This is a genomic window from Pseudomonas sp. MYb13 (assembly GCF_002980075.1).
Taxonomy (GTDB): Bacteria; Pseudomonadota; Gammaproteobacteria; order Pseudomonadales; family Pseudomonadaceae; genus Aquipseudomonas; species Aquipseudomonas lurida.
Genome location: NZ_PCQI01000002.1, coordinates 543972 through 567489 on the forward strand (window position 1 = coordinate 543972; position 23518 = coordinate 567489).

The following is a 23518-nucleotide window of genomic DNA, read 5'->3' on the forward strand; positions in this document are numbered from 1 at the left end:
ATCAATTCGAGAGGCGCGGCAGTACCAGATCCTTGAGATCGGTCAGCTTGCCGTGAAAAAAGTGTCCGCATTCTGCCACTTTCAGCAGCTCATGGGGGCGTTTCAGGGCGGCGGACCAGTCATAGACCACTTGCGGGTCGACCACTTCGTCGGTTTCCGGCTGGATCAGGGTCAGCGGGCAGCCGTGTGGCAACGCGTCGGTATCGCGCAGGCGCATCACCGCAGCGGCGACCATGAACAGATGCGAGAGTTTTTCCCCCTTGGCTTCCAGGCGGCCGCCGAGGCTGGCGGCCACGTAGCCGCCGAAGGAAAAGCCGAGCAAGGTGATCGGCAGCCCGGGGTGTTTTTCCCGCAGCCAGGTGGCGGCCGCTTCGGCATCGTCCACTTCACCGGTGGCCATGTCATGGGTGCCGGCGCTGGCACCGACGCCGCGGTAATTGAAACGTAAAGTAATCAAACCGGCATCACGGGCGGTGCGTTGCAGGGTCGACACAACTTTATTGAGCATGGTCCCACCCTGCACCGGGTTGGGGTGGCAGATCAGCGCTAGGCCACGTGGCTCGGGGTGATCCAGGTACAGGGCTTCCAATTGGCCTACCGGGCCATCGATCAAAACGGGGGTTTCACGCATGAGCAAGGAATGAACTCCGTGACCTCTCAAAGGGTCGACTCGTCTAGCTAAAAGTCTGTGCATGGCATCATTGCGAGCTTAATCGCGGTATACAGCGCAGGTCCGAGCCGTTAACGTAAAGCAAAGCCGTTTATAGAGGAAGGACTCGTGGAACACTCGCTCTTAGTTTGGTTGTTGCCGACTCTTGCCCTGGTTGCCGGTGTCGCCATTGGTTTCCTGGTTGCTCGCTTGCTGCCGAATGCCGCGCCTAACCGCACGCAGCGTCAGCTGGATGACATTCAGGAACGTTTTGACAGTTATCAGAACGAGGTTGTTACCCACTTCAACAGCACCGCGACCCTGGTCAAGAAGCTCACCCAGAGCTACCAGGAAGTACAGGATCACCTCGCCGATGGCGCCAATCGCCTGGCCCTCGACGACATCACCCGTCAGCGCCTGCTGGCCGCGCTGCATTCCGATGCACCGCAAACCCCACGGGAACGCCTGACCCCGCCCCGGGAAAACCAGGAACCACCACGGGACTACGCGCCAAAAACGCCGAACGCCCCAGGCATGCTGGATGAGCATTACGGTTTGAAGAAGTAAGTCCTCTTCAAGCAATCAAAAAGCCCGGCTGATCGATGATCAGCCGGGCTTTTTGTTGGGTGCTCAATCCATCAGGCAACGCTGATCACCTGTTGGAGCAGGCAAGCCAGCGCCCACAGTGACCGAGTATCGCTTCAAGCAGGTTGTTGTTCTTGCAACCGCCCCCCCTCGATACGCACATGCCGCCCATGGAAACGCTTGAGGCTGCTGCGGTGGCCGACACTGACGATACTCAGCCCCGGCAACTCATCGATCAACGCCTGATACAACGTCGCCTCATCCTCTTCATCCATGGCCGAGGTCGCTTCGTCCATGTACAGCCATTGCGGTGCGAACAGCAACGCACGGGCGAACGCCAAGCGTTGCTGTTCACCGGGTGAGAGCATGCGCTGCCAGTGATTGGCCTCATCCAGCTGTCCAACCAGGTGCGGCAGGCGGCAAGTATCAAGGACCTGTGCATAACGCTCTGCCGAATACACGCTGTCGTCCTGTGGATAACTCAACACCGCCTTCAACGTGCCAATCGGCAAGTAGGGCTTCTGCGGCAGGAACAGATAACGCTTGGCCGGCAGGCGAATGCTGCCGTGACCGGCAGGCCAGAGATGACCCATCGCGCGCAACAAGGTACTTTTGCCGCTGCCGGAACGGCCGCTGAGCATCACGCGCTGACCCGGCTCAACGACCATGTCGGCGTCGGCCAGCAGGTGGCGACCATCGCCCAGGTCCATGCCCAGCCCTTGCACCACAAGGCGTTCGCCCTCGGCGCTCACATCGATGGCCGCGGGACGCTGCTCGTTGTCGCGCATGGCCTGCTGGAAGCTCAATAGACGGTCGCTGGTCGCACGCCAGGTCGCCAGGTCGGCGTACGCGCTGATAAACCAGCTGAAGTTACCTTGCACGTTGCCGAACGCCGAGTTGATTTGCATCAGTTCGCCCAGCTCGATCTTGCCCGCGAAGTAGCGCGGAGCGGCCACGATAAACGCAAACACCATAGCGATCTGTTCGTAGCCGGCGGTGAAGAACGTCAGGCGCTTGGACACCTTCATGATGTCCCAGTAGTTATGCCAGACCTTCCCAAAGCGCGCGCTCAAGCGTTGATTCTCGTTGGGCTCGCCGTTGTACAGGGCGATGCTCTCGGCATTCTCCCGCACCCGCACCATGGAAAAACGCAGGTCCGCTTCGAAACGTTGTTGCTGGTTGCTCAAACCGATCAAACGGCGACCGATCAGGTGGGTCAACCAACTGCCGACGACGGCGTACACCAATGCACACCAGAACATGTAGCCAGGGACCGTGATACCGAAGACCTCGATGCTGCCCGACACGCCCCACAGGATGATCGAGAACGACACCAGGCTGACCACGTTGCGCAGCAGGCCCAGGCCGAGGCTCAAGGTGTTCGAGGTAAAGCTGTTGAGGTCTTCGGAAATCCGCTGGTCCGGGTTATCGGTGTAGCCGCCCTGCTCCAGCTGGTAGTAGTTCTTGTGGCCAAGCCAGCGCGCAAAATGCTTTTCAGTGAGCCACGCCCGCCAGCGGATCGTCAGCATCTGGGTCAAGTAGAGGCGGTATACCGCGCCGAGAATGGCCACCGTGGCGATGCCGCAGAAATAGCCGATCTGTTGCCAGAAGGCGGCGGTGTCCTTGTTCTCCAGGGCGTTGTAGAAGTCCTTGTACCAGTGGTTGAGCCACACGGAAATCGCCACGCTGAACAGCGACAGGCCGATCACCACCGCCAGCAACAACCAGGCCTTGCCCTTCTCTTCACTGCGCCAATAGGGCGTGATCATCGCCCAGGTGCGGCGAAAGAATTGCCCACGCACCGCGTCGTTGACCGCGGAGTACTCAGCGTTCTGATTCATCGTTCAGGCTCGGTAGGGAAAAGGTGACAGGCATTCGAACCGATCATAGTTGATCGGTTCGCAGCTCCGTGCGGCCTGAAGCAGATTGTTCAGCCGGCGTTCAGCGACGTACCGGGCGCTTCTGCAGCTTGCGCTGCAAGGTGCGGCGGTGCATGCCCAGGGCGCGGGCCGTGGCGGAGATGTTGCCTTCATGCTCGGTGAGCACGCGCTGGATGTGCTCCCACTGCAGGCGGTCCACCGACATCGGGTTTTCCGGCACCAGGGTGTCCAGGTCAGCGTGCTCGGACAGCAACGCTGCCAGCACATCATCAGCATCCGCGGGCTTGCACAGGTAGTTGCAGGCACCGCGCTTGATCGCCTCGACGGCGGTGGCAATGCTGGAATAACCGGTGAGGATCACCACGCGCATTTCCGGGTCGAGTTCCAGCAGCTTGGGCAACAGCACCAGGCCGGAGTCGCCATCCATTTTCAGGTCGAGCGCGGCGTAGTCCGGCAGGTCGGCCTGGGCGATGGTCAGGCCTTCCTCGGCAGACCCGGCGGTGCTGACCCGGAAACCGCGACGGCTCATGGCGCGCGCCATCACGCGGGTAAAGGTGGCGTCGTCATCTACCAGCAGCAAGTGCGGCAGTTCTTCGCCTTCGACTTGGATCTCGTCACTCATCGATATCTCCTCGTGCGACACGGGGCAGGCGCAGCTCGGTAAGCGTGCCGCCTTCCTCATGACTATAGAGCTTCACTGAGCCGCCCGCGCGGGTCACGCTGGCCTTGCTCAAGAATAGGCCCAGGCCGAAGCCCTTGCCCTTGGTGGTAAAGAAAGGTTTGCCGATCTGCTCGGCAATGGCCAGCGGCACGCCCGCGCCGTGGTCACGAATACTGATGGTGACGTTTTCCGCGTCCCAGTCCAGCTGCACGCCCAGGCCTTCGGGGCAGGCGTCGGCGGCATTGTTCAACAGGTTGAGCAGCGCCTGGGTCAAATCCGGAGGCGGTGCCATGCGTGGCACGGTGCCCTGCCCTAACAGATGAAAACGGTAACTCGCTTCAGGACGCATCAGGTGCCAGCGGTTCAAGGCTTCGTCGAGCCACTGGGTCACGTCCTGCATCTCCACCGCCAGTCGGCGATTGGCTTCGGCGGCGCGCACCAGTTGCTGCAAGGTCTGCTTGCACTGCTTGACCTGTTCCTGCAGCACACTCAGGTCATCCTGCAGCGCCGGGTCGTGATGGTCCTGGGTCATTTCCTTGAGCAACACGCTCATGGTGGCCAACGGCGTACCCAATTCATGGGCCGCCCCCGCTGCCTGGGTGGCAACGGCCAGCAGTTGCTGATCGCGCAAACCTTCTTCACGGCGAATGGCGCGCAGTTCTTCCTGGCGCCGCAGTTCTTCGGCCATGCGTGCGGCGAAAAAGGTGATGACCGCGGCGGACAGGGCAAAACTCAGCCACATCCCGTAGATCTGCAGGTTTTCCCGGGCGATGGGAAAGGTCTGCAGCGGGTAGAAGCGCGCCAGCAGCAGGGTATACAGGGTCAGGGCGATGCCCGACAGCACCACCGAATAGCGCCACGGCAGGGTCACGGCGGCGATGGTCAGTGGCACCAGGTAGTACGAAACGAACGGGTTGGTGGAGCCACCGGAGAAATACAGCAACACGCTGTGGATAAACAGGTCGCAGGCCAATTGCAGGGCGTATTCCAGCTCGGTCACCGGCCAGGTTGTGCGCAACCGGATGGCGGTGAACACACAGAGCACCGTGGAGAAACCCAGGGTCACGGCCAGTTGCAGCCACGGCAGCGGCAACAGGTCGAACCAATAGGCGAGCCCGACGGAGCCGGCCTGTGCGGCCAGGACCAGGGTACGGATGAACGTCAGGCGCCAGAGGTTCTGGCGGGTGGCGGAAGTCAGTTTTACGGCGGCGAGCATGAGCTCTCCCGGTGAGCGCTGCAGGCGGATCGGCAGGAGTATAAACGAAGCAGGCGCGCTGGCACGGCGCGTGTGGCTCTTTGCCGCAGGCCGGGCAAATGACCGTTCGTCGGCATCCCCCTCACTTGTAGGTAATGTGTAAACCCGAAGAACCCAGTGCCAGCGTCTACAGTCATACCGAACACGAACACCCCAAGGAGCTTCCATGTCTCGTTTCATTCGCAGTGCCGCCCTCATCACCCTCAGCGCGAGCGCCCTGGCCAGCCTGCCGGCTACGGCCGCCGACGCACTGAACTACAACCAGATTTCCCTGCGCGCCGAGGTCAGCCAGGAGGTGGCCCGGGACAAGATGATCGTCACCCTCTACACCGAATCCCAGAACAGCGACCCGGCCAAACTGGCTGCAGAAATCACGACCACCCTGAACACGGCCCTGGGCCAGGCCCGCGAAGTCAAAGGCGTGACCCTGCGCCAGGGCAGCCGCAACAGCTACCCGATCTACGACAACAAGAACCAGAAGATCACCGGCTGGCGCGAGCGCGCTGAACTGCGCCTGGAAAGCGCAGACTTCCCGGCGCTGTCCAAACTCACCGGCGAGCTGTTGAACACGCTGAAAATGGAGAACATGGACTTCGCCATCGCCGACGCCACGCGCAAGTCCAGCGAAGACGCGTTGCTCAAGGACGCGGTCGCCGCGTTCAAAGCACGCGCGCAACTGGCCACCGATGCGCTGGGCGGCAAGGGCTACAAGATCGTCAACCTGAACTTCAACACCAACGGCTACCCAATGCCGTATGCCCGTGGCGGCATGATGATGAAGGCAGCCATGGCGGATTCGGCGCCAACGCCTGAAGTGGAAGCGGGCACCAGCCAAGTATCCATGTCGGCAGATGGCGTGATTGAAGTCATCCAGTAAGGCCTGTCCCCATCCTGAAACGGCACGGCCTAAAAAACCGTGCCGTTTTTTTGCGTAAAGCAATCCCAATACGACACGCGTCGCGTCAGCCTTTTCGTAACATTCCGCCATCAATCAGCACTGTCGTTGTGGAATTGGTCATCCGGTTCTGGACACTCACCTACACCCTCCCAGACTAGCAAGGAGAGCACGGCGGGCAGGTATCCAAACCACAGCGAGAACTGAATTAATGACCATCACAGCACCCCGTTCGTCCGTCCTTGCGCCTCACAGCCCAGCGCTCGCCATTCAGCAAGACTCCACCGCCCCAAGTGTGATTAATGTACCGCCCAGCAGCCGCGCCGAGGGCGACCGCCAATTGGCACAAAACCTGGTCGGCGCACTGCAAAAGACGAAGGATGATGGGCAGGCACCTGTTCAGGTTCCCCCCTCTTCTACGCTGGGTCAGTGGCGAACCCAATTGGTGATCGCACTGAGGAACCCTGAGTTTCAAAACTGGATAAAGGCCAAGGGGATCAGGCCTGAAAGCATTGTGATTTTTCCAGACTCCGGCGCCATCATGGTCACGATCAACCATCAGCGCAGCACGTTCACCCTCAACGACAACTCCGGATGGTCCACCGTAGCCGGCCCTATTGTGTCGGCAAGCAAAGTGATAGGGAGCGGCAGTGGTGACTCCATTCACTACCCTGAGGTTTTTCGCGATACCGCTGAACTGAAAAACGTGGCGTCATTCTATGGGGTGCCAGCCCTGGAAGATGCGACGGTCAAAGAAATCGAGCGCACTCGCGCGTTCCCTCCGATTGAACCGACAGATGCGCAAAGGTCGCCGTCAGTACGCGGAGACAACGCATTGGGTGAACAACAGCAGGTCCTGGCTGCCATTTATCAGCGCAACAGCGCCAGCCTTGCCCCGCCCGGCGATGCGCAGTTGGTGCAGCGCTTCACCGGCGAATGGCAAAAAAAGATGGAGGGTGGCACCGCTGGCCTGGTCACCGTCCCGGCTCAAACCACATTAGGCCAATGGCTGGCACTCTATGGCGCCCTGCTGGAAACGCCAGTGGTAAAAAACTGGATGCGCGATCAGAACATCGATCCAGGCACCCTGAAAATCGTTCCATCCACCGGCGCCATGTCGGCGACGGTCGCCGGTAACACCAAAAACTTCTCACTGACCGACAATTCGGGCTGGCGGCAAATTGCGGGGCCGTTGCTGGAAGCAGGCAAGGTGATCGCCCCCTCTGCGAAACAGTCCTTGAGCGTGTCCTTTGACCAAGGCGTCGCAGCCGTTTCCCTGAAAGTGGTTGCCAAGTTCTATGGAGAATCTACCCCTGCCAACGTGGCTGCGTGCATGCCGCGTATAGAACAGTTGAATAGGCAGAAAAGCTTTGACGCCGTGCCAGATGAACGCCAATCGGCATACGCCCTTGAGGCACTCAGGCGCAATGCCGCCAAAGCTTACGCAGTGGCGCCTGCCAAGCTCGCCTACACACGCCTGGCAACCGGCGTGGCAAAGGCTGTTCCCGAACCGCGTGCGCAAGCGAAACAATTGGCGGAAAAAATACTCCGGGAAAACCTGTCGACAGAGCAACTGGCCAAGCTTGAACCGCTGGATGCAGACAAGCTGTACCTGAACCGTTTTCAGGGAGGTGTTGCACCGTCGACGGCACGATCCGGGTGGGACCATCCGGGCGAGGAGCCTAAACGCTCACTCACACTGACCGAGGCGGTGCTGAGTAACTTTACCGAACACGATTGGCTTCCGGGAGAGCTCGATAATAACGCCGGCATTTATGTGGATGGCCCAGGGCAAAGTAAAAAGCAGGGCTACGGGGCCCACAACGAAGTGGCTATCGACCCTTCAACCTTTATGCGCGCCGTCTGGAAAGCCGACTTCCAGGGCGAGATGACCCAAAAAATAGACGCGTTCTGGGCCGAGCACGGTACTGACTACCGCACGGCTTCAAAGGGGGAGTTCGTCAATCAAGCGCGCCAGCAGCTCAAGGCGCAAGACGCAAAAAGCGCCTCTGAACGTGCATCACAGGCAGGCGAACACCAATTTACCCGGTCTGACTACCAACTGGTGATGAAGGCCGTTTCCAACGTCCCTGCGGACCCAAAAGCCCCTGCCACGCTTGAGCAGTTGCAGGCTGAAGCGCCAACAGAAGGCAAAGTGCGCGCGCATGTCTTCGATATCAACGGTTGGCCCAGCAATATCATCCGTTTTGCTGACGCGGATGACGGCCAGTACAACTACGAAAATAACCGTCGAGACGGCCGACAAATCCTCTATCTGCCTGGCGCTACACCTGCGTTCTTGCGGTTTGATTCGCTCAAGAAAATGGACGATTGGGTGGTCGAGCAGGCCAAGGACCCGAAAAAACGCGAAGCCCTGGCCTCGCACTTTTCTCTGTACAACCGCCAGGACGGTGGGAGTTTTGGCAAGTATGGCGTCGATTCGGCACTCGCCCACCTGGCCACTGGCGACTGGGAGAACTGGGAGGGAAAAACCATCGACCGTCGCGATATTAAAATCGCGGGTGATGTCTTCACGCACCTGCGTGACAACGCCAGGGAGCGCATGACGAGTGACGCCGATACCGTGATCAAGTCCAACAGCGAGGTCACCCGGGACACTTGGCTCAATGATATTACCGCGGGCGCAGGCCTCTTGGCCAAACTGGCACCCCTGGGTTTGCCTGTCGCCCTGGCAGGGATTGGCACCGGCCTCACCCAAATGGCGCTGGGAACGGAGAAATCCTATTCGGGCGACGCACAGGCCGAGCGCAAAGAAGGCGCCTGGAAGATTTTCGATGGTGCCCTCAATACCTTGTTTTCGGCACTCCCCGGTGCAGAGAAAGCAAATGATCCGTTCGATTTATCGGAAGAAGAGCTTTCATCATCTCCCGTTTCAAACACTGATGACACACCAAGATCCACTCCCGACGGTTCAGATGACATACCGCTGCGCAAGGGTGCGCGCAGCGCAACGCCACCACGCCAATCCTCAAGCAGCCTCATTAAAATGAGCGCGCACGCAGTGTCCGATGGAGAGGCATCAATCAAAAATGTCACGCCTGATGCGTTGGGTGTTTATAGGGTCCAGGATGCCGACGGCCTGTACCGCGCGTTCGTTCGTTTTACCGATGAAACAGGCAGCAGCAAGGTATTTGAACTCAAGGGGCATTACAAAACAGGCGATATGTTTGCGTCGATCATCAACCCCAAAACCGGCAAGGCCGTGATGAGGGTCAACCCCGGCCGCAATCGTGAGTGGGCCCGGGCGCCCGCAGATGGCGGGGTAAAATGGCCATGGGAGCGCACGCCATCGCCTACGCTGAGTGACGACATGAAGTCCACCTCCACCTTCTCCAACCAATTCCGCGATCTCGACGGCAAGAAATTGTCCGCCGGTAAACGAGCGGATGAATTCTTGAAATTCAGCGAAGGAAGCCATTACGAATTCGCCAGCAACAACTACGAGGACAATGGCGTCATCAAGGCAAACGCCAGGGTGTCCTGGAACCTCGACGAAACCGGATTCGCCGTGGAGGCTGGCGAAAAAGCACAAATCACAGAGCACAGTTCCAGTGAGTACTCCCCCAACTTTGTCTTGGATATAAATCGTAACCCCTACACCGTCACCACGACAGAAAACAGGCTGCTAAATACTCAGCGACTGAATGCCGAGGCAGACTCGGCCGAGGGCATCCGGCAAGCACGATTGAAGCAGTTTGAGCAAGCCGTCCCCGATGCCGATCTGCGCGCCCGTATCTCCGAAGTGGCGCATCAGGGCTCCATTGCACCCGCGACCATCAATTTGAACGGGGGCTCGGTGCTGCAGGACGGCTACTACTTCGGCGCTGACGATACCCAGTTTCATATCGAGCATGTCCCTGCCAAGGACGTGACCACGGTACGGATCACATCCAGAGGGCACCTCTCCAATCCGGAGCAGGATATCAACCACGTTCCTGGCGTGGAGGTCACCATCACCAGGACATTTACAATACGCGCGAGCAACGAACTGGACGCGCCCTATGTGATCGATAAAAACGCGCCAACCAATATCGAGGTGTCCGTCGCACCCGGTCCGTAAGGCGGGTCGATAACTGCCCTCTTACCTGGTCCCCCTGAACGGCGTTACCCTCGGTAGCGCCGTTTTCGTTTGAGCAGCTCATATATGCCTGCCACTTCAGGGGTCTCCATGGAAAGAATCACCTTAAAACCGCTGCTCCTCGCCGCCGGCCTGTTGGCTTTTATGCCGATGGCCCATGCGGCCACCACCCTGGTCTACTGCTCCGAAGCCAGCCCCGCCGGATTCGATCCCAGCCAGTACACCAGCGGCACCGATTTTGATGCTTCCGCTGAAACCGTGTTCAACCGCCTGACCCAGTTCAAGCGCGGCGGCACCGAAGTGGAGCCCGGCCTGGCGACGAGCTGGGAGGTCTCCAAAGACGGCCTGACCTACACCTTCCACCTGCGCGATGGCGTCAAGTTCCACACCACCGATTTCTTCACCCCTACCCGCGATTTCAACGCGGATGATGTGCTGTTCACCTTCAATCGGCTGCTGGATGCACAGAGCCCCTTCCGCCAGGCCTACCCCTCCGAATCGCCGTACTTCACCGACATGGGTTTGAACACCATGATCAAGAGCGTCGACAAACTTGACGAACACACCGTGCGCTTCAACCTGAATAACGTCGATGCGTCATTTGTGCAGAACCTGGCCATGAGCTTCGCCTCGGTGCAGTCCGCCGAGTACGCCGCCCAACTGTTGAAACAAGGCACAGCCTCGGACATTAACCAGAAGCCCGTGGGCACCGGGCCGTTTGTGTTCAAGCGCTATCAGAAGGACTCGCAGATCCGCTACGTGGCCAACAAACAGTATTGGAAGCCCGAGGACGTGAAGCTCGACAACCTGGTGTTCGCGATCACCCCGGATGCTGCATCGCGCCTGCAAAAGCTCAAGGCTGGCGAATGCCAGGTCAGTGGTTACCCACGCCCTGCCGACATTGAAGTGATGAAGCAGGACCCGAACCTGCGCGTGCTGCAACAGGCCGGGTTCAACCTGGGCTTCCTGGCCTACAACGTGACCCACCCGCCGTTGGACCAGCTCAAGGTGCGCCAGGCGCTGGACATGGCCATCGACAAGCCGGCGATTATCAAGGCCGTGTACCAGAGCGCCGGGCAATTGGCGCAGAACGCGCTGCCGCCTGCGCAGTGGTCTTATGACCCCAGCATCAAGGATGCACCTCACGACCCGGCCAAAGCCCGTGCGCTACTAAAAGAAGCAGGGGTTGCACCTGGTACCACCATCAACCTCTGGGCAATGACCGTACAACGTGCGTCCAACCCCAACGCGCGCATGTCGGCACAAATGATCCAACAGGATTGGGAGAAAATTGGCATCAAGGCCAATATCGTCAGCTATGAGTGGGGCGAGTACATCAAGCGCGCTAAAAACGGTGAGCATGACGCGATGATCTACGGCTGGACTGGCGACAATGGCGATCCGGATAACTGGTTGGGCGTGCTCTACAGTTGTGCCGCAGTCAAGGGCAGCAACTACGCCAAATGGTGTAACCCGGCCTACGACAAACTCGTGCAACAAGCCAAGGTCAGCAACGACCGCGAGCAGCGCATCAAGTGGTATCAACAGGCACAGAAAATCCTTAAGGAACAAGTACCTATAACGCCCATTGCAAACTCGACGGTTTTCCAACCACTGCGCAAGGAAGTGAAGGACTTCAAGATCAGCCCCTTCGGACTGACCCCGTTCTATGGCGTGAGTCTAGATAAGTAACAGCGACGCCCCAACCGAGTGCGCTAGACGCCTCGGTTGGTCATTTTTGGTGCGCCTGCTGCACCGAAAAAACCCTCAAAATATGCGCAAATATGTACAAACTTTCATAATTGCGACATTCCTGTACGTTCGTACCACTGTTTCACCCTCGTAACGGTTCAGCATCTTGCATTGGGTATGGCGCCTGCATAAGTATCCGCAGGCCGACTCACGAGGTCGCCCTCACCACCAAAAATGACAACAAATCATGAGGCCAACATGCTTAAACACGCAGTCATTCCGTTAATTGTTAGCGCTGGCCTTATGGCCGCAGCTCCTTTCGCCCAAGCGGCGACTAACCTGGTGTTCTGCTCCGAAGGGAGCCCGGCCGGTTTTGACCCAGGCCAGTACACCACCGGAACAGACTTCGATGCCTCGGCCGAAACCATGTTCAACCGCCTGACCCAGTTCGAACGCGGCGGCACCGCTGTGATTCCTGGCCTGGCTACCAGCTGGGACGTTTCCCCGGATGGCTTGACCTACACCTTCCACCTGCGCGACGGCGTCAAGTTCCACACCACCTCGTACTTCAAGCCGACCCGTACCTTCAATGCCGATGACGTGCTGTTCACGTTCAACCGCATGATCAACAAGGACGATCCGTTCCGCAAAGCCTACCCCACCGAGTTCCCGTACTTCACGGACATGGGGATGGACACCAACATCAAGAACATCGAGAAGGTCGATGAACACACCGTCAAGTTCACCCTTGGCACCGTGGACGCCGCCTTCATCCAGAACCTGGCAATGAGCTTCGCTTCGATCCAGTCGGCTGAATACGCCGCACAACTGCTGAAAGAAGGCAAGGCCGCGGACATCAACCAGAAGCCAATCGGCACTGGCCCGTTCGTGTTCAAGAGCTACCAGAAAGACTCGAACATCCGCTACACCGGCAACAAGGACTACTGGAAACCTGAAGACGTGAAGATCGACAACCTGATCTTCGCCATCACCACTGACCCGTCGGTGCGTATCCAGAAGCTCAAGAAAAACGAATGCCAGATCACCTTGTTCCCACGTCCGGCCGACCTCAAGGCGCTGGAAGCTGACAAGGACCTGAAACTGCCGAACCAGGCCGGTTTCAACCTGGGCTACATCGCCTACAACGTCATGGACAAGGTCAAGGGCAGCGACCAGCCGAACCCGCTGGCTGACCTGCGCGTACGCCAGGCGCTGGACATGTCGGTGAACAAGCAGCAGATCATCGACTCCGTGTACCAGGGCGCCGGCCAATTGGCCGTCAACGCCATGCCGCCGACCCAATGGTCGTATGACACCACCATCAAGGACGCCAAGTACGATCCGGAGAAAGCCAAGTCGCTGCTCAAGGAAGCCGGCGTCAAGGAAGGGACTGAAATCGTCCTGTGGGCCATGCCGGTTCAGCGTCCGTACAACCCGAACGCCAAGCTGATGGCAGAAATGCTGCAAAACGACTGGAAGAAGATCGGTCTCAACGTGAAGATCACCAGCTACGAGTGGGGCGAGTACATCAAGCGCTCCAAAGGTGGCGAGAACCAGGCCATGATCATTGGCTGGAGCGGTGACAATGGTGACCCGGACAACTGGCTGAACGTGCTGTTCGGCTGCGACTCGCTGTCCGGTAACAACTTCTCCAAATGGTGCGACAAGAAATTCGATGGCATCGTGAAAGAAGCCAAGGCCACATCGGATGTCGCCAAACGCACCGAGCTGTACAAGCAGGCGCAACATATCCTCAAAGATGCAGTCCCGATGACACCTATCGCGCACTCGACGGTGTATCAACCCATGCGCAACACCGTGCAGGACTTCAAGATCAGCCCGTTTGGCTTGAACTCCTTCTACGGCGTGAGCGTAAGCGGCAAGTAAGGAGCCTTGACGGCGACGTTTCATAACGTCGCCGTTATTGCATCCGCCAGGCCCGTAGGAAACAAACCACGCTCGCAGTCGTTGCGTCCTACAGCAATGAACTGCGATGCGCGGCGCCGTTGCCTACAAGGTCAATCCGATTTGGCGCATTTACTGTGAAGTCCGCGACCCATAACGTCGTAGGACGGCAGAAGCTCCATATTCGGAAAGGCACTTGCTGAGTGTGGGATCAGTGATGTTTCCCTGGCCGTACGCCAGGGTGATTGCTCACTGATGACAATTACAAACAAGGATCGGGATCGTCATGCGCCATACCACCGTTCTATCCGCAATTTTTGGCACCAGCCTGCTGGCTGTGGCCACGATGGGCCAGGCCGCCGACAAGAAGAGCCTGGTGTTCTGCTCGGAAGGCAGCCCGGCTGGCTTTGACACCGCGCAATACACCACCGCCACCGATAACGATGCGGCCGAGCCGCTGTACAACCGTCTGGTTGAGTTTGAAAAGGGCGAGACAGGTGTCGTACCCGCGCTGGCTACCAAGTGGGATATTTCGCCAGATGGCCTGACCTACACCTTTCACCTGCGTGAAGGGGTGAAATTCCACAGCAACAAGGAATTCAAGCCGACGCGGGACTTCAATGCCGACGACGTGCTGTTCACCTTCAATCGCATGCTTGACCCCGACCACCCGTTCCGCAAGGCCTACCCCACCGAGTTTCCGTACTTCAACGGGATGAGCCTGAACAAGAATATTGCCAAGGTCGAGAAAACCGACCTGCACACGGTGGTGATCACCCTGAACACGGTCGACGCCGCGTTCATCCAGAACATCGCCATGAGCTTCGCCGCTATCCTGTCGGCTGAATACGCCGAGCAATTGCTCAAGTCCGGCAAACCCAGCGACATCAACCAGAAGCCGATCGGCACTGGCCCCTTCGCGTTCCAGCGCTATCAGAAAGATTCGCAGATCCGTTACGTGGCCAACAAACAGTACTGGGACCCGAGCAAGGTCAAGCTGGACCAGTTGATTTTCGCCATCAACACCGACCCGTCGGTGCGGGTGCAAAAACTCAAGGCCGGCGAATGTCAGGTGACCCTGCATCCACGCCCGGCTGACGTCGACGCCCTCAAGGCGGACCCCAAGCTGCAACTGCTGACCAAACCAGGGTTCAACCTCGGCTACATCGCCTACAACGTGCGCCATAAGCCGTTCGACCAGCTTGAAGTGCGCCAGGCGCTGGACATGGCGGTGAACAAGCAGAGCATCCTGAATGCGGTGTACCAGGGCGCAGGGCAACTGGCGGTCAACGCCATGCCGCCGACGCAATGGTCCTACGACGACAGCATCAAGGACGCCGCCTACAACCCGGAAAAAGCCAAGGAACTGCTCAAGGCTGCAGGCGTGAAGGAAGGCACCGAAATCACCCTGTGGGCGATGCCCGTACAACGCCCCTACAACCCCAACGCCAAGCTGATGGCCGAGATGCTGCAAAGCGACTGGGCCAAGATCGGCCTCAAGGTCAAGATCGTCAGCTATGAGTGGGGCGAGTACATCAAGCGCACCAAGAACGGTGAGCACGATGTGAGCCTGATCGGCTGGACCGGCGACAATGGTGACCCGGACAACTGGCTGGGCACCCTCTACAGCTGCGACGCCATCGGCGGGAACAACTACTCCATGTGGTGTGACCCGGCGTACGACAAGCTGATCAAGCAAGCCAAGGTCGTGACCGACCGCGAACAAAGGACTGTTCTCTACAAACAGGCGCAGCAACTGCTCAAGCAGCAGGTGCCGATCACGCCAGTCGCCCACTCGACGGTCAACCAGCCGTTAAGCGCCAACGTCGAAGGGTTCAAAGTCAGCCCCTTCGGCCGCAACGTGTTCTCGGGCGTCAGTATCACCCCATAAGAAAATAACCGGATTGCGCAGGGCGAAACCCGCCTTGCTGCAAACGCGCGGCCTTTTGTTGGGATTTTTCCTACGCCAAACGTTTGCCATGGCTTGAACGAGTTACACACCCAATAGCCGGATCACCAAAAAAGACCGGCATTAAAAAGAGAACCAAAGGAGCTTCATCAATGAAACTGAGCAGCAAAGCGCTTCTGGCCCTGGCCATCAGCAGCATCACGGCCACCGCCTACGCTGAATCCACCAGCCAGGACTTCGTTCCCACCACATTGGCCGGCACCAGCGCCCAAAGCGAAGCCAAGGGCTTTATCGAAGACTTCAGCCTGGGTGGCACCACGCGTAACTGGTACTCCCACGAGAGCAAGTACCGTGGCGGCAACTTCGAATACCAGAAGCACGGTCAAACCCGTACCGACCGTAACCGTACCAACTGGGTACAGGGCACCATCATCAACGCCAGCTCGGGTTTCACCCAAGGCACCGTAGGCGTCAAGACCGAATTGGCGGTCTACAACGCGTTGGTCCTGGACCGCAGCAAGCGTGACATCAAGGGCGGTTCCAACCGTACACTGGCTGACTCCGACGGTGATGCAGTAGGCCAGTGGAGCAAACTGGGCCTGGCCAACGTGCAGTTCCGCGTATCGAACACCACCTTGACCGCCGGTCGTCAGAACTTCAGCAGCGGCATCGTCGACACCATCGGCAACCGTGCACTGCCATCGAGCTTCGAAGGTGTGAGCTTCAACAGCGAAGAGTTCAGCAACCTGTCGTTCCAGGGCGGCGTGTTTGACCGCGTTTCGCCACGTACCGAACAGAGCCTGTCGAAATTCCGTAGCGAATACGGCAATGGCGCGGAGACCGACAAGGTGTCCACCCTGGGCCTGAACTACCAGCCGCTGAAAAGCCTGAAAGTCAGCGTCTTCGGCGCTAACGTGAAGGACTTCTGGAACCAGTACTACTTCGGCGCTACCCACGAGTTGGGTGATGCCCAGCAACTGGCGCTGACCACCGGTTTCAACTACTACAAAACGGTCGATGAAGGCAAAAAAGAGATGGGGGAAATCGACAACGATACCTTCTCCCTGTCCCTGGGCCTGGCGCACCAGGCTCACAGCCTGACGTTCTCCTACCAGCAAGTGAACGGTAACGAGTACTTCGACTACCTGCACGAAACCAACGGCATCTACCTGGCCAACTCCCTGACCTCTGACTTCAACGGTCCGAACGAGAAATCCTTCCAGATCGCCTACGGCATCAACATGGCCGAATACGGCGTGCCAGGCCTGAAGTTCAACGCCTACTCGGCGCGCGGCTGGGACATCGACGGTACTCACTACACCGGCAACAACGGCCGGGCCAAGTTCGCCTACGACGGCATCCAGAATCAAGACGGCGAAAAACACCAGGAATACGGTGTAGGCGCCTCTTACGCCATCCAGAGCGGCGCGCTCAAGGCCACCACCGTGCGTGCAACCTACGTTGAGCACCGCGGTAGCGAGTTCCAATCTGACGGCAGCATCAAAGAGTTCCGTCTGGTGACCACCATTCCGTTCAACATTCTTTAATTAGCGCCAGGTAGACGGCGGGCTCAGGACGAGCCCGCCGTCTACGCTTGTCTGGTCCCATCGATTGCAGAGGGCTATGAATGAAAATGCTTCCGCTACAAGCCACCATGGCCGCCGCGCTGTTGAGCGTGGCGATCGGCGTTTCGGCCAAACCACTGGTTGTCTGCACCGAAGCCAGCCCGGAAGGTTTCGACCCGGTCCTGTACACCACGGCCGTGACCGCAGACGCCGCCGCTGAAACCATGTTCAACCGTCTGGTGGACTTCAAGCCAGGCACCACTGAAATCGTTCCCGCGCTCGCCAAGACCTGGGAAATCAGTGACGACGGCCTGACCTATACGTTCCACCTGCGCGATGACGTCAAGTTCCACACCACCGACTACTTCAAGCCCACGCGCAACTTGAATGCCGATGACGTGCTCTGGAGCTTCCAACGCCAGTTGGACCCGAAACACCCTTGGCATAACAAATCCGCCACAGGTTTCCCCTATTTCGAAAGCATGGGCTTCAAGGAACTGCTCAAAAGCGTCGAGAAGACTGATGACCACACGGTGGTCTTCACCCTGACGCGCCCTGAAGCACCGTTCCTGGCCGATGTCGCGATGCCGTTTACCGCCATCCACTCCGCTGAATACGCCGACAAACTGCTCGCCGCCGGTAAGACCGATGAGCTCAATAGCAAGCCGATCGGCACCGGCCCGTTCATCTTCATCCGCTATCAGAAAGATGCTCAGGTACGCTTCAAGGCCAACCCGGAATACTTCCGTGGCAAGCCGCCGGCCGACCCGTTGATCCTGGCCATTGCCGTCGACAACAACGTGCGCCTGCAGAAGCTCAAGGCCAACGAATGCCAGGTCGCGCTATATCCCAAGCCCGATGACCTGCCCAGCATCAAAAAAGACCCGAACCTGAAGGTCGATGAACTGGCGGCGATGACCACCGCCTACACCGCACTGAACACTACCCACAAGTACATGAGCGACGCGCGGGTGCGTCATGCGATCAACATCGCATTCGACAAAAAAGGCTACAACGAATCGCTGTACGGCAAAGGCAACGCTGTCGATGCCACCGGCCCGTTTCCACCCACGCTGCTGGGATTCAACGACAAGCTGAAAAACCCACCGCGCGACCTCGATAAGGCCCGCGCCCTGCTCAAGGAAGCCGGCGTGCCGGAAGGCACCGAGTTCACCCTGTTCACCCGTAACGGCGGCGGCCCGACCAACCCTAACCCGATGCTCGGCGCACAGCGCATGCAGGCGGATCTGGCGCAGATTGGCCTGAAGGTGAATATCAAAGTCATGGAATGGGGCGAAATGCTCAAGCGTGCTAAAAACGGCGAGCACGACATGGTGTCCGCCGGTTGGGCGGGGGATAACGGCGACCCGGATAACTTCCTCACGCCGAACCTGAGTTGCGATGCAGCGAAAAACGGCGAAAACTACGCGCGCTGGTGTAACAAGGAGTTTCAAGACTTGATCGACAAGGCGCGCGCTATCGCTGAACCCGCACAACGCGCTGCACTCTATGAACAAGCAATGGACGTTTTCGACAAGGACCAACCGTGGATTCCCATGGCTTACCCGAAAATGTTCACCGCCATGCGCAAGAACGTCGAGGGATATACCCAAAGCCCTCTGACGAACAATAACTTCGCCACTACCCAGGTGAAGTAAATAAGAAAAACGCTCGGCACCGTCGACACTGACGGTGCCGGACCTGCCTAACCGGCTGATTGAGGTAAACGACAAGATGTTTAGTTTTATTGCCCGCCGACTGGGGTTATTGATCCCCACGTTTTTCGGCATAACGTTGCTCACGTTTGCGTTGATTCGCATGATCCCTGGCGACCCCGTTGAAGTCATGATGGGCGAGCGGCGCGTCGACCCCGAGATGCACGCACAGGCAATGGAACGCCTTGGCCTTAACAAGCCGTTGTATGCGCAATACCTGGATTACGTCGGCAAGCTCGCCCAGGGCGACCTTGGCGAATCGCTGCGCACCCGCACCAGCGTGTGGACCGAATTCACCGCGCTCTTCCCGGCGACCCTGGAACTGTCCATGGCTGCCCTGTTGTTCGCCGGTATCCTGGGCCTGTTGGCCGGGGTGATCGCGGCGCTGAAGCGAGGATCCCTGTTCGACCATGGGGTAATGGGCATCTCCCTGGCGGGATATTCGATGCCGATCTTCTGGTGGGGCCTGATCCTGATCATGTTCTTCTCGGTAAGCCTGGGCTGGACCCCGGTTTCCGGGCGTATCGACCTGCTCTACGACATCGAGCCGCGCACCGGCTTCATGCTGATCGACACCCTGCTGGCTGACGAGCCGGACGCCTTCTTCGACGCCCTGCACCACCTGATCCTGCCGGCCATCGTGCTCGGCACCATCCCGCTGGCGGTGATCGCGCGGATGACCCGTTCGTCGATGCTCGAAGTCCTGCGTGAAGACTACATTCGCACCGCCAAGGCCAAGGGCCTGTCGCCGGCACGCGTGGTGTTCGTGCACGGCCTGCGCAACGCACTGATCCCGGTGCTGACCGTGGTCGGCCTGCAAGTCGGCACGCTGCTGGCCGGTGCGGTCCTGACCGAAACCATCTTCTCCTGGCCCGGCATCGGCAAATGGCTGATCGAAGCCATTGGCGCGCGGGACTACCCGGTGGTGCAGAACGGCATCCTGCTGATCGCCTGCCTGGTGATCCTGGTGAACTTCGTAGTGGATGTCCTCTACGGCTTCGCCAACCCACGCATCCGTCACCAGCGCTGAGATCATGACCATGACCACACCTACTCAAGTGTCAGCAGTCGATCAAAGCCTGCTGTACCCGTCCCCGTACAAAGAATTCTGGCAAGCCTTCTCCAAGAACAAAGGCGCAGTTGCCGGCCTGCTGTTCATGTTGCTGATCGTGTTCTGCGCGATTTTCGCCCCATGGGTTGCACCGCATAACCCGAGCGAGCAATACCGCGACTTCCTGCTGGCCCCACCGGCCTGGCTGGAAGGCGGGCAGATGCAGTTCCTGCTCGGCACCGACGAACTGGGCCGTGACTTGCTCTCGCGCCTGATCCAGGGCTCGCGCCTGTCCTTGCTGATCGGTTTGTCGTCGGTGGTGATGTCGCTGATCCCGGGCATCCTGCTGGGCCTGTTCGCCGGCTTCTTCCCGCGCCTGCTCGGCCCGACCATCATGCGCCTGATGGACATCATGCTGGCCCTGCCGTCGCTGCTGCTGGCCGTTGCCATTGTCGCGATCCTCGGCCCTGGCCTGATCAACACCGTGATTGCGATCGCTATCGTGTCGCTGCCGTCCTACGTCCGCCTGACCCGCGCTGCGGTCATGGGCGAACTGAACCGCGACTACGTGACCGCCGCCCGCCTCGCCGGCGCAGGCCTGCCGCGCCTGATGTTCATCACCGTGCTGCCTAACTGCATGGCGCCGCTGATCGTCCAGGCCACCCTGAGTTTCTCCTCGGCGATCCTCGATGCCGCGGCCCTGGGCTTCCTTGGTCTTGGCGTACAACCGCCAACCCCCGAGTGGGGCACCATGCTGGCTTCGGCCCGTGACTACATCGAACGCGCCTGGTGGGTCGTGAGCCTGCCTGGTTTGACCATTTTGCTCAGCGTGCTGGCAATCAACTTGATGGGTGACGGCCTGCGCGATGCGCTGGACCCGAAACTCAAGAACGCCGCCTGAGGAGATTCCCATGTCACTGTTAGAAATCAAGAATCTCAACGTCCGCTTCGGCGACAAGACCGCCGTACCGGTGGTCGATGGCCTCGACATTTCCGTCGACAAAGGCGAAGTACTGGCGATCGTTGGCGAGTCGGGGTCGGGTAAATCCGTGACCATGATGGCGCTGATGGGCCTGATCGAGCATCCCGGCATCGTCACCGCCGACGCGCTGAACTTTGACGGCAAGGACATGCTCAAGTTGAGCAACCGCCAGCGCCGCCAGATCGTCGGCAAAGACCTGGCGATGGTGTTCCAGGACCCTATGACCGCCCTGAACCCCAGCTACACCGTGGGGTTCCAGATTGAAGAAGTGCTGCGCCTGCACCTGAAAATGTCCGGCAAGCAAGCGCGCAAGCGTGCCATCGAGCTGTTGGAGAAGGTTGAAATCCCGGGCGCTGCCAGCCGTATGGATGCATACCCGCACCAACTCTCCGGAGGCATGAGCCAGCGGGTGGCAATCGCCATGGCGATTGCTGGCGAGCCAAAACTGCTGATCGCCGACGAACCGACCACCGCTCTGGACGTCACCATTCAAGCGCAGATCATGGACCTGCTACTGGCCCTGCAGAAAGAGCAGAACATGGGCCTGGTGCTGATCACCCACGACCTCGCGGTCGTGGCGGAAACCGCCCAGCGCGTGTGCGTGATGTATGCAGGGCAAGCAGTCGAGGTCGGCCAGGTGCCGCAACTGTTCGATATCCCAGCGCACCCGTACAGCGAAGCCCTGCTCAAGGCGATCCCCGAGCATAGCCTCGGCGCCACGCGTCTGGCCACGCTGCCGGGTATCGTGCCCGGTCGTTATGACCGTCCGCAGGGTTGCCTGCTGTCGCCGCGCTGCCCGTACGTGCAGGAAAACTGCCGCACCCAGCGTCCCGGCCTTGACCCGAAAAGCAACAGCCTCGCGCGCTGCTTCTACCCCTTGAACCAGGAGGTGGCGTAATGGCCGTCGTTCTTACCGCCCGCGACCTGACCCGTCACTACGAAGTGTCCCGTGGCCTGTTCAAGGGCCATGCCACTGTGCGTGCCCTCAATGGCGTGTCCTTCGAGCTGGAAGCCGGCAAGACCCTCGCCGTTGTGGGCGAGTCGGGTTGCGGCAAATCCACCCTGGCCCGTGCACTGACGCTGATTGAAGAACCGTCCTCGGGCTCGTTGAAAATCGCCGGCCAGGAAGTCGCCGGCGCCGACAAGGCTCAGCGCAAGCAATTGCGCAAAGACGTGCAGATGGTGTTCCAGAGCCCGTACGCCTCGCTGAACCCTCGGCAGAAAGTCGGTGATCAACTGGGTGAGCCGCTGTTGATCAACACCAACCTGTCCGCCGCCGAACGCCGCGAGAAAGTGCAGGCGATGATGAAGCAAGTGGGCCTGCGCCCTGAGCATTATCAGCGTTACCCGCACATGTTCTCCGGTGGTCAACGCCAGCGGATCGCCCTCGCCCGCGCCATGATGCTGCAACCGAAAGTGCTGGTTGCCGATGAGCCAACCTCCGCACTGGACGTATCGATCCAGGCCCAGGTGCTCAACCTGTTCATGGACCTGCAGCAGGAGTTCAACACGGCCTACGTGTTCATCTCCCACAACCTCGCGGTGGTGCAACACGTTGCCGACGACGTGATGGTGATGTACCTCGGCCGCCCGGTTGAAGTGGGCCCCAAGGAAGACATCTACGCCCGCCCGCTGCACCCGTATACCCAGGCACTGCTGTCGGCCACCCCGACCATCCACCCGGACCCGAACAAGCCGAAGATCAAGATCGTCGGCGAGCTGCCCAACCCGCTGAACCCGCCACCTGGCTGCGCGTTCCACAAGCGTTGCCCGTATGCGACAGCGCGTTGCAGCAGTGAGGAGCCGTTGTTGCGGCCGCTGGACAACCGCCAGGTGGCTTGCCACTACGCGGAGCAGTTCGTGGCCTGAGCCTGCGTGCAACAAAAATGCCCTGGCGATAAAGCCAGGGCATGACAGGTGTTCTACAAGCCCTTTCCATCAGGTTGCGCATCAGCCTGTTGGGAGGGGCTTTTTTTTGATCAGCGCCTACGTTTGGCTGTCGCCATCATCGTCGTCTGGGTCGTCACTGTCCGGCTCGTTAGTGGTGGAGTCATCATCGTCCTTGCTGCCACCCTGGTCCTGGTCCCCAGGCTCGGCTTCGGACTTGGCCAGTTGCAGGCCCTTGTCATGCGACGCCGACACGCTCGCCTGACCGCTCTGCACCGGGTTATGTGCCCAGGCCGTCGACATCCCCAACGACAACAGCACCAGCACTTTGATCAACAGCACCACACGTTGAAAAATACTCATGGTCGATTTCCGTCCCGTCAGTAGGTGAATCCGACACGACAGCACTTTACCGTCGCCTGTCCTTGAAGCTAGTTGTGATACAGGGTTTGCGCCAGCTATCAGGTGTCACCGTCATCATAGGTTTCGCTGTCTTCCCCTTCGTTATAGGGGTTTTCTGCATCCTCCTTGGGCGCAGGCTGGGCCTGGGGCTGCCAACTGCCGGAGTTGACCTCCTGCTGCTTTTTCTTGGTAACCGGGCCGGTGTCTTTCCACTGCGGCGCCCCTGCGCCCGCCAGGGCTGGAAGGGCCGTCAGCCCTAGGGCGGCCAGCAACACCAGGGGGATGGCGCGTTGAGTATTTCGCACGATTGTCTCCTTTACAGTCGGTGGGTAAACGCTAGACCCGATGCAGGGTTATCGCCAATCCCACGCTTGATGGAGACAAAA

General features: G+C 59.3%; 18 protein-coding genes. 12 read left to right on the forward strand and 6 right to left on the reverse strand.

All coding sequences use genetic code 11. From position 1 onward, the window contains the following. Position 1 precedes the first annotated feature (1 nt). Positions 2 to 631 (reverse strand): alpha/beta hydrolase, encoded by a 630-nt coding sequence (locus tag CQ002_RS06040; protein ID WP_105161653.1) that lies wholly within the window; start codon positions 629 to 631, stop codon positions 2 to 4. Between the two features lie 147 nt (positions 632 to 778). Between CQ002_RS06040 and CQ002_RS06045 the strand changes: the two genes are divergently transcribed. Then, positions 779 to 1216, forward strand: coding sequence for a YhcB family protein (locus CQ002_RS06045; RefSeq protein WP_003171734.1), 438 nt, complete (start codon positions 779 to 781; stop codon positions 1214 to 1216). Between the two features lie 134 nt (positions 1217 to 1350). On the opposite strand, the gene CQ002_RS06050 is transcribed toward CQ002_RS06045, so the two are convergent. The 3 genes from CQ002_RS06050 to CQ002_RS06060 all read right to left on the reverse strand — a co-directional run bounded on the left by CQ002_RS06050 (position 1351) and on the right by CQ002_RS06060 (position 4991). Next, positions 1351 to 3075, reverse strand: a complete 1725-nt coding sequence (locus tag CQ002_RS06050; RefSeq protein WP_105161652.1) for an ABC transporter ATP-binding protein/permease — start codon at positions 3073 to 3075, stop codon at positions 1351 to 1353. Positions 3076 to 3175: 100 nt separating this feature from the next. After that, a complete protein-coding gene (locus tag CQ002_RS06055; RefSeq protein ID WP_003171731.1) occupies positions 3176 to 3736 on the reverse strand; it encodes a response regulator transcription factor in 561 nt (186 codons plus the stop codon). After that, positions 3729 to 4991, reverse strand: coding sequence for an ATP-binding protein (locus tag CQ002_RS06060; RefSeq protein ID WP_034102146.1), 1263 nt, complete (start codon positions 4989 to 4991; stop codon positions 3729 to 3731). The genes CQ002_RS06055 and CQ002_RS06060 overlap by 8 nt, the downstream gene beginning before the upstream one ends. A gap of 205 nt (positions 4992 to 5196) precedes the next feature. On the opposite strand from CQ002_RS06060, the gene CQ002_RS06065 reads away from it, so the two are divergent. The 11 genes from CQ002_RS06065 (at position 5197) to CQ002_RS06115 (ending at position 22712) form a co-directional block, all read left to right on the forward strand. Beyond that, entirely contained in the window at positions 5197 to 5907 is a 711-nt protein-coding gene (locus CQ002_RS06065; RefSeq protein ID WP_034102144.1) for an SIMPL domain-containing protein, read from the forward strand. Positions 5908 to 6136: 229 nt separating this feature from the next. Then, on the forward strand, positions 6137 to 10006 hold the full coding sequence (locus CQ002_RS06070) for a dermonecrotic toxin domain-containing protein (RefSeq protein WP_146117454.1): 3870 nt from the start codon (positions 6137 to 6139) through the stop codon (positions 10004 to 10006). Positions 10007 to 10114: 108 nt separating this feature from the next. Next, the gene (locus tag CQ002_RS06075; RefSeq protein WP_105161651.1) at positions 10115 to 11716 is read left to right on the forward strand and encodes an ABC transporter substrate-binding protein; all 1602 of its coding nucleotides are present in this window, start codon (positions 10115 to 10117) and stop codon (positions 11714 to 11716) included. A gap of 258 nt (positions 11717 to 11974) precedes the next feature. Further along, on the forward strand, positions 11975 to 13603 hold the full coding sequence (locus tag CQ002_RS06080) for an ABC transporter substrate-binding protein (protein WP_034102141.1): 1629 nt from the start codon (positions 11975 to 11977) through the stop codon (positions 13601 to 13603). A 304-nt stretch (positions 13604 to 13907) separates the two neighbouring features. Further along, on the forward strand, positions 13908 to 15512 hold the full coding sequence (locus CQ002_RS06085; protein WP_105161650.1) for an ABC transporter substrate-binding protein: 1605 nt from the start codon (positions 13908 to 13910) through the stop codon (positions 15510 to 15512). Between the two features lie 170 nt (positions 15513 to 15682). Further along, on the forward strand, positions 15683 to 17077 hold the full coding sequence (locus CQ002_RS06090; protein ID WP_105161649.1) for an OprD family outer membrane porin: 1395 nt from the start codon (positions 15683 to 15685) through the stop codon (positions 17075 to 17077). An 80-nt stretch (positions 17078 to 17157) separates the two neighbouring features. Next, on the forward strand, positions 17158 to 18753 hold the full coding sequence (locus tag CQ002_RS06095) for an ABC transporter substrate-binding protein (protein ID WP_034102135.1): 1596 nt from the start codon (positions 17158 to 17160) through the stop codon (positions 18751 to 18753). Positions 18754 to 18829: 76 nt separating this feature from the next. Continuing rightward, entirely contained in the window at positions 18830 to 19840 is a 1011-nt protein-coding gene (locus CQ002_RS06100) for an ABC transporter permease subunit (RefSeq protein WP_034102486.1), read from the forward strand. Between the two features lie 10 nt (positions 19841 to 19850). Further along, on the forward strand, positions 19851 to 20762 hold the full coding sequence (locus CQ002_RS06105; RefSeq protein ID WP_105161648.1) for an ABC transporter permease subunit: 912 nt from the start codon (positions 19851 to 19853) through the stop codon (positions 20760 to 20762). Between the two features lie 10 nt (positions 20763 to 20772). Continuing rightward, positions 20773 to 21741 carry an ABC transporter ATP-binding protein gene (locus CQ002_RS06110; protein WP_034102134.1) on the forward strand — a complete coding sequence of 323 codons (969 nt, stop codon included), beginning with the start codon at positions 20773 to 20775 and terminating at the stop codon, positions 21739 to 21741. Further along, positions 21741 to 22712, forward strand: a complete 972-nt coding sequence (locus tag CQ002_RS06115) for a peptide ABC transporter ATP-binding protein (protein ID WP_034102132.1) — start codon at positions 21741 to 21743, stop codon at positions 22710 to 22712. Before CQ002_RS06110 ends, CQ002_RS06115 begins: the two co-directional genes overlap by 1 nt. Before the next feature lie 117 nt (positions 22713 to 22829). On the opposite strand, the gene CQ002_RS06120 is transcribed toward CQ002_RS06115, so the two are convergent. Both CQ002_RS06120 and CQ002_RS06125 read right to left on the reverse strand, forming a co-directional pair. Continuing rightward, positions 22830 to 23093 carry a hypothetical protein gene (locus CQ002_RS06120; protein ID WP_034102130.1) on the reverse strand — a complete coding sequence of 88 codons (264 nt, stop codon included), beginning with the start codon at positions 23091 to 23093 and terminating at the stop codon, positions 22830 to 22832. 98 nt (positions 23094 to 23191) lie between these two features. After that, positions 23192 to 23437 (reverse strand): hypothetical protein, encoded by a 246-nt coding sequence (locus CQ002_RS06125; RefSeq protein WP_034102128.1) that lies wholly within the window; start codon positions 23435 to 23437, stop codon positions 23192 to 23194. Positions 23438 to 23518: the final 81 nt, after the last annotated feature.